The sequence below is a fragment of the Actibacterium sp. XHP0104 genome, from assembly GCF_025751515.1.
In the GTDB taxonomy this organism is placed as follows: domain Bacteria; phylum Pseudomonadota; class Alphaproteobacteria; order Rhodobacterales; family Rhodobacteraceae; genus Actibacterium_D.
Window position 1 is genome coordinate 1 of sequence record NZ_JAOWLE010000016.1, and the last position, 1,421, is coordinate 1,421.

Consider the following 1,421-nt stretch of genomic DNA (forward strand, 5'->3'; position numbering starts at 1 on the left):
ACAACACAAAGAGGCCCCACAGTGCATTGGGTTATCGCCCACCGGCCCCGGAATCCATCATCCCGATGGAACACAGGACGATCATGCACTAACAATCAAACTGGACCAGTCAGATGAGGCTGCTCAGTAAGGATGATCTCGGGGCTGGTCTTGAAATAGCAAAACGGGGATCGTTTGTTCATGGTCAGAGGCTACGCAACCGCCCTGCCCAACTCAAGTCGGTTTACTTTGACAATACCGGTCAATCAGTACCCTTCGACCGTAAGCTCTAAGTCTAAATTCTGGAAAAACTGAGAAGCAGGATATTCAGTTGCAGTCATTGCTTTCTCCATCCTTGACAAAATGCATCCGTCTTCACGGGTACCTTTTTGTGCCAAGTATATCACTTCTACCGGAATGAGACCGCCTTCAGGATCGACCAACAATGCTCCACCCGGGCTTTCTGGACGTGCATATGTATCGCGTGCTGCGTATGCATCTTCCAATGTTTCAGGCATTCGATTGAACGCCGCGTGTACCGGACGTTTTCCGATCATGTCTTCAAAAAAAACTCCGACAGCTCCTAGAACTGCTTCTTTTCGGCTTCCTAACTCTACTCGCTCAACAACATGCGAAATCGGATCGAGTATTTCTTCGAGCTGTTTGGAAGCCAAGCCGGAGCGGCCAGTGAAAAACAAGCCATAGCTCAACGTCAGAATCCTAGAAACACGAACCCAACCGCTAACGCGATCTGTCCCTCTCTGGCAACGGCGGTCAAGCAAACTATACTCAATACTTAAGCGCCACTTCTGCCAGTCAATTGAATCTACGTCCTGTGATGAGCTTTGCCCTTCATGTGCATATATTGCACAAACGCGAGATAGAGCAGGCAAGCCGCCAATGGAATTAGATTTTCCGGATAGAGACCTCTCGACATCATCGCGAACACTTTGATGGCGGGATTCTAAATCATTCCATGCGCGAAGAAGCCTGTGAGCGTGCTTCAGAGATTTTTCGCTTAATGTCACCATGGCGAGACAAATACCTGTTCGTTCAGCAGATCCACCCCAATTGCTGTGGTTGGAAGTGGAATACTCGGATTACTGTTGAGGTAATCAAACTGCTCTGTAGCAAATTGGATCTGATCAGCTGTCATTGGTTGCCCTCTCAAATTGCCATCACCCTCTCGGGGACCGTCGTCGCCCCCCTGAGCAGCCTCATCTGACTGGTCCAGTTTGATTGTTAGTGCATGATCGTCCTGTGTTCCATCGGGATGATGGATTCCGGGGCCGGTGGGCGATAACCCAATGCACTGTGTGAGCAGCCTCATCTGACTGGTCCAGTTTGATTGTTAGTGCATGATCGTCCTGTGTTCCATCGGGATGATGGATTCCGGGGCCGGTGGGCGATAACCCAATGCACTGTGGGGCCTCTTTGTGTTG

At 50.0% G+C, this 1,421-nt stretch carries 2 protein-coding genes; both read right to left on the minus strand.

Going from position 1 to position 1,421, the window contains the following annotated elements:
• Positions 1-245 precede the first annotated feature (245 nt).
• Positions 246-689: a hypothetical protein gene (locus OE856_RS13670; RefSeq protein WP_263716711.1), complete on the minus strand. Its 444-nt coding sequence runs from the start codon at positions 687-689 to the stop codon at positions 246-248.
• A gap of 314 nt (positions 690-1,003) precedes the next feature.
• Positions 1,004-1,309 (minus strand): hypothetical protein, encoded by a 306-nt coding sequence (locus OE856_RS13675; protein WP_263716712.1) that lies wholly within the window; start codon positions 1,307-1,309, stop codon positions 1,004-1,006.
• Positions 1,310-1,421 lie beyond the last annotated feature (112 nt).

What these genes read in the sequence shown, in the direction of transcription:
- OE856_RS13675 (WP_263716712.1), bottom strand. Translation starts at nt 1,309, where the DNA reads ATGAGGCTGCTCACACAGTGCATTGGGTTATCGCCCACCGGCCCCGGA.